Origin of the sequence: uncultured Bradyrhizobium sp., assembly GCF_936928535.1 — a bacterium.
GTDB lineage: Bacteria > Pseudomonadota > Alphaproteobacteria > Rhizobiales > Xanthobacteraceae > Bradyrhizobium.
Genome location: NZ_CAKZHY010000004.1, coordinates 1 through 5,307, shown reverse-complemented (window position 1 = coordinate 5,307; position 5,307 = coordinate 1). Strand labels below are relative to the sequence as shown.

The window sequence follows — 5,307 nt, the reverse complement described above, 5'->3', positions numbered from 1 at the left end:
TCTCCCCTTGTGGGAGAAGGTGGCGCGAAGCGCCGGATGAGGGGTATCTCTCCGCCCAAATGAATTCGCGGAGAGAGACCCCTCACCCGTCTCGCCGCTTCGCGTCGGGCCACCCTCTCCCACAAGGGGAGAGGGGAAGCGTCGCGCGGCGCCTAAAGTCTAATCCCTCAAACCGTTCACCTGCTTCACCCACGCGCGAACGTCCGCGAGCACCTCGGGCAGCACCGCTCTCACCTCCGGCACGGTCATGCCGGCCTTGATGCGGGGGTCGTAGAGCAGATTGAGGATGTACTGGTCGTAGACGTCGAAATAGCCCATCGAGACATTGTCGTTGAACATGGTCCACGGCACGCTCGCGGTGTCGTTGATGGGTCCGAGCGACTGCAGCACCTCCTCATAGGCGCAGTCGAGGAAGGTGAAGTCACTGACGTCGACGGTGAGGATGACGTCGGAATGCTCGATCTCGAATTGCTCGTTCTTGCGGAAGCCGGACAGGCATTGCGGATCGAGCGAGATGCGGATCTCGCGCGCTTTCTCCGCGCCGTAGAAGCTCGTAATGGTGCGATAGAGGTCGCGGTCGCGCACCAGCTTCACCCGCACATTGGCCGCCTCGCTGGTCTCGGTCATGGCGATGTCGAGATGTCGCACGCGATCGCCGATGTCGGCTACGACCTTTGCCAGCTGCGCCTTGCGATCGGCGCGGTCGGTCTCGGCGAACACGCGCACCGGGCTGTCGAACTTGCGGATGCGATCGACACGGCCGGCGAGGTGATATTCGGCGCCGAATGCGGTCTTGAAAAAACCGTCGACGATCTCGGCGTCGGTGAAGCTCTTCTTCTCGGTGCGCTGGCGCGAGGCAATCGCCGGCAATTCGCCGGCGGTCGCCATGGGGGCGATATCAGGCACAGATGTGAGCGCTGCGAGCGTCAGCAGGGCGAAGCGTAGGGCAGGCGGGACCAGTGCGCTCATCGTCGCGCAACGCTGCCGTATTCGCCGGCAACGCACAAGTCCGCAAATTCACGCGGCCGCCGGGTTCCGGCGATGTCAGCGGCTAGTTGTTGAGCACGACCACGGTGGTGCCGACGCCGACGCGGCCGTAGAGGTCGGTGACGTCGTCATTGGTCATGCGGAAGCAGCCCGAGGAGACCGCCTGGCCGATCGTCTCCGGCTCGTTGGAGCCGTGGATGCGGTAGAGCGTCGAGCCCAGATACATCGCCCGCGCGCCGAGCGGATTCTCGATGCCGCCCTTCATGTGGCGCGGCAGGTCGGGCCGGCGGGCGATCATCTGCGACGGCGGCGTCCATTCCGGCCATTCCTTCTTGGCGGTGATCTTATGCACCCCGCCCCAGCGGAAGCCGTCACGGCCGACGCCGATGCCATAGCGCAGGGCCTGGCCGTTCTCGAGCACCAGATAGAGCCGGCGCTCGGCGGTGTTCACCACGATCGTGCCGGGGGCATAGTTGCCGTTATACATGACGGTGGCGCGGGGGATCGGGCTCGCGCCGCCACCGAGATAGCCGGTGGAGCTGGTGCCCGTGAAGTCGACCATCCCCATCCCTGCGGCGGATGCGCTGCTCGCCCCGATGGTCACGGCCACCATGGTGGCGACGGTTGCGGCAAGAAACCGGATCATTCATTCCCCCAGCAAAAAAATCATTCAATGGCAAACCACAGGCCATATTTGCCGGCGTTTCGCAAGCCACGGCCGCGTGAGAGCAGGCGGTTGCCGTTACCAAATCGGAAACCGGCTCAAAACACTGTTAGCCAAACCCGCGCATCGCAGCGCGGGACAGGGCCGCGATGCCCGCTATTGCTTTGACGGGCCGAGCGAACAATGATGAACGATGGAACATCGAAAAATGGCCTGCGGGAGTGTTGGGATGAACGGTGCGGAAAGCCTGGTGCGGACGATGGTCAAGGGTGGGGTGGACGTCTGCTTCACCAACCCGGGCACCTCGGAGATGCATTTTGTCGCGGCGCTCGACCGCGTGCCGGGCATGCGCTGCGTGCTCGGTCTGTTCGAAGGCGTGGTGACGGGCGCGGCCGACGGCTATTTCCGCATGAAGGGCCTGCCTGCCTCGACCCTGCTGCATCTCGGCCCGGGCCTCGCCAACGGCCTTGCCAATCTGCACAACGCCAAGAAGGCGAATTCCGGCATCGTCAACATCGTCGGCCAGCATGCCGTCTACCACATCGATTATAACGCGCCGCTGACCTCAGACATCGAGGGCCTGGCCCGGCCGATGTCGTCCTGGGTCCGCACCTCGCCGAATTCCAAGGCGGTCGCCGCCGACGGAGCCGCCGCGATCGCCGCGGCCAAAAGCGCCCCGCCGCAGATCGCGACCCTGATCCTGCCCGCCGACACCGCCTGGAACGAGGCCGACGGCATTGCCGAGGTCCCGGCCGAGCAACAGCGCGCCAGCTATTCGCCGCAGGCGGTCGAGCGGGCCGCAAAGATATTGCACGGCGACGGCGAGGGCACGCTGCTGCTGATGACCGGCAGCGCCCTGAGCGAGCACGGCCTGGCGCTCGCCGAGCGCATCGCCGGCAAGACCGGCTGCACCGTGATGGGCCCGACCTTCCGCCCGAAGATGGCGCGCGGCCGCGGCCGCTACTCGATCGACCGCATCCACTACGTGATCGAGAACGCGCTGCCGATGCTGGCCAAGTTCCGGCACATCGTGCTGGTCGAGTCCGACGATCCCGTCGCGTTCTTCGCCTATCCGAACAAGCCGAGCATGCTCAAGCCCGAGGGCTGCGAGGTCCATCGCATGACCTCCTGGGGCGAGAATTCGGTGGCCGCGCTGGAAGCGCTGGCCGGTGCCGTCAAGGCCAGCGCGAGAGACGTCAAGCCGCAGGCCGCAGGCGAACTGGTCAAGCCGACCGGCGCGCTCACTTTCGCCTCGATCGCGCAAGCGATCGCCTGTGCGATCCCCGAGAACGCCATCATGGTCGACGAGTCCCTCACCACCGGCCGCGGCTTCTTCCCGCCGACGGCCGCTGCCGCGCCGCATGACTGGCTGCAGAACATGGGCGGCTCGATCGGCTTCTCCACCCCGCTCTCGATCGGCGCCGCGATTGCCTGCCCGGACCGCAAGGTCATCACCATGGTCGGCGACGGCAGCGCGATGTATACGATCCAATCGCTGTGGACGCAGGCGCGCGAAAACCTTGACATCGTCACCATCGTGTTCGCCAACCGCATCTACCAGATCCTGCGCGGCGAGTTCGACAATGTCGGCGCCGGCGAACCCGGCCAGCGCGCCAATGACATGCTGAGGCTCGATCGCCCGACGCTCGATTTCGTCGCGCTGGCCAAGGGCATGGGTGTGCCCGGCCGCGCCGTCACCAATGCCGACGAGTTCAACAAGGCGCTGGCGGAAGCCGTCGCCGAGCCAGGCCCGCGGCTGATCGAAGTGCAGATGTAGGTTCTGCACCTCTCCCCGCCCTTCTGCGGGGAGAGGTCGGATCGCTTTGGCGCGCAATTGCGCGCCTGAGCGATCCGGGTGAGGGGCGAACCGAGGCAGTAGACCATCCGACTCGCACGCCGCACGCGTTCGATCTATCTTTACAACCGAATTTGCGGAGACGGCCCCTCACCCCACCCTCTCCCCGTAAGAACGGGGCGAGGGAGCGAGAGACCGGTCGGGACGCATTGCGTAGGTGTGATAGTCGGGGGGCAAAATGCAGACCGAGTTGAACAAGGTGATCGCGGCGCTCAGGGAGTTCTACGCCCACGAGGCCTTCCTGTTCGAGAAGGACATCGGCGAGCGCGCGATCACGCACCGCTTCGCGGTCTATCTCGAGCGGCAATTCCAGGGCTGGGCGGTCGACTGCAATTACGACCGTCTCGGCGAGCGCACGCTGCATCTGCCGCACGGCACCATCATCTCCACCGACGATCATCTCGGCAAATCGATCTATCCCGACGTCGTCGTGCACCAGCGCGAGATCCCGAACAATCTGCTCGCCGTCGAAATCCGCAAGGCGAGCAATCACACGCCGCTGGAGCACGATCAGCACAAGCTGATGGCGCTGACCGACCCGCATATCTGGTTCGCCTATTGGATCGGTGTACTGCTGGTGCTGGACAAGCATGGCGTGACGACGTCCGAGGTCTATGTCAGCGGAATCGTCGAACAAGTGCAATCGCTCTGGTTCGTGGAGCGGCTTACAGAGGGCGGGCTCGCGGCGACGCGCTAGGGCGTTGCCCTCAAACGTCGGACATCGGGGACAAAGCGGAAGTCGTCCCGCTTCGCCGCAATCGACTGCTTGTGACCCATTAGCGGACCTCGCTGTTTATGGAAAATTGAGCATTGGTCGTGCCCACGGTTGACGTTCCGCTACGCATGCAACCAAAAGGTTTCGTAACCAAAGCCGAGAATGGTCGAGGCCGGAGCAGCCGCATGAGCACCATCTGGAAGAGCGCGGTCCTCACCGTGCTTGTCGCAACGAGTTCGATACCAATCGCGCGGTGCGAAGAAGCAATCAGTCGGGCCGCGGACGGAAGATACCTTGTTGACTTGAATGGCGTGACCCTCGCGCTGCCGGGGGAAAGCCCGGAGGACACCCAGATCGGATTCTGGGTCCCAAAGCCGCCAGGCACGGGCGTTGGTCTTTTCTACCTGCGTGATTTGGTGCGCGATCCAGGCCGCTATGTACCCATGCTGCGGTCGTCGGATTGGATTGACGTTAGCGCAGGGACCTCGGTTAATCATCCTCACGAGATCATCGGCATTCCGGTCGCAGCAGGAGTGAACAAGGTCGGTATTCGTTCGGGCGGGGACAACTATTGCGAACCCATGCAAGCGGATTGGGCTCGCTATCGGCAGGTAGCATTGGACATGCCGACCGACCAATATGGGTGGACTAGGCAGGACAACGAAAGAAATCCTTCGAGCCTCTTCATCAAATTCCTGGATAGGGGTGACCGTGCGAAAAGCCGCTATTACCCGCTATCCTGCGGTTTTGCTGGAGCGTGTTCGATCTTTGCGTGTCACGATAACCTGTCCTTATGGGTTTCGTTTTTCTCTTCGAACAAACCCAAGGGCGAGGACTATGCGGTGAAGGACTTCGACCGGCAAATAGCCAGCGGGATTAAGGTTCTTGAGAATATGGTCCTAAACCGATCAGTCGATCTCTCACATCATTAGCTGTCAGCATGTCATCCAAGGAAGAGCGACCCGATAAGGTCTGCTTTTGGGCCCGGTGCCGACATGGTGGCATGCCGGTTTCGATGTCGCCTTCCGGGCGGATTCTGTTGCAAAACTCCCGTTGAGACGACTCGCATTCCGTGATTCCGTTGAT

Annotated in this window: 6 protein-coding genes; 4 read left to right on the top strand and 2 right to left on the bottom strand. The window is 63.2% G+C overall.

The genetic code is table 11. The annotated features are described in order from the left end of the window. Nucleotides 1–159: 159 nt before the first annotated feature. Together Q0687_RS00285 and Q0687_RS00280 are read right to left on the bottom strand one after the other, a co-directional pair. Entirely contained in the window at nucleotides 160–969 is an 810-nt protein-coding gene (locus Q0687_RS00285) for a DUF2927 domain-containing protein (RefSeq protein WP_298870694.1), read from the bottom strand. Nucleotides 970–1,051: 82 nt separating this feature from the next. Further along, nucleotides 1,052–1,633 (bottom strand): L,D-transpeptidase, encoded by a 582-nt coding sequence (locus Q0687_RS00280; protein ID WP_298870692.1) that lies wholly within the window; start codon nucleotides 1,631–1,633, stop codon nucleotides 1,052–1,054. Between Q0687_RS00280 and Q0687_RS00275 the strand changes: the two genes are divergently transcribed. The 4 genes from Q0687_RS00275 (at nucleotide 1,536) to Q0687_RS00260 (ending at nucleotide 5,153) form a co-directional block, all read left to right on the top strand. After that, entirely contained in the window at nucleotides 1,536–1,838 is a 303-nt protein-coding gene (locus tag Q0687_RS00275) for a hypothetical protein (protein WP_298870696.1), read from the top strand. The genes Q0687_RS00280 and Q0687_RS00275 overlap by 98 nt on opposite strands. A gap of 42 nt (nucleotides 1,839–1,880) precedes the next feature. Beyond that, a complete protein-coding gene (locus Q0687_RS00270) occupies nucleotides 1,881–3,428 on the top strand; it encodes an acetolactate synthase large subunit (RefSeq protein WP_298870690.1) in 1,548 nt (515 codons plus the stop codon). A 256-nt stretch (nucleotides 3,429–3,684) separates the two neighbouring features. Further along, nucleotides 3,685–4,203, top strand: coding sequence for a hypothetical protein (locus tag Q0687_RS00265; RefSeq protein WP_298870689.1), 519 nt, complete (start codon nucleotides 3,685–3,687; stop codon nucleotides 4,201–4,203). A gap of 203 nt (nucleotides 4,204–4,406) precedes the next feature. Continuing rightward, the gene (locus tag Q0687_RS00260) at nucleotides 4,407–5,153 is read left to right on the top strand and encodes a hypothetical protein (RefSeq protein WP_298870688.1); all 747 of its coding nucleotides are present in this window, start codon (nucleotides 4,407–4,409) and stop codon (nucleotides 5,151–5,153) included. The last annotated feature ends 154 nt before the right edge of the window (nucleotides 5,154–5,307 follow it).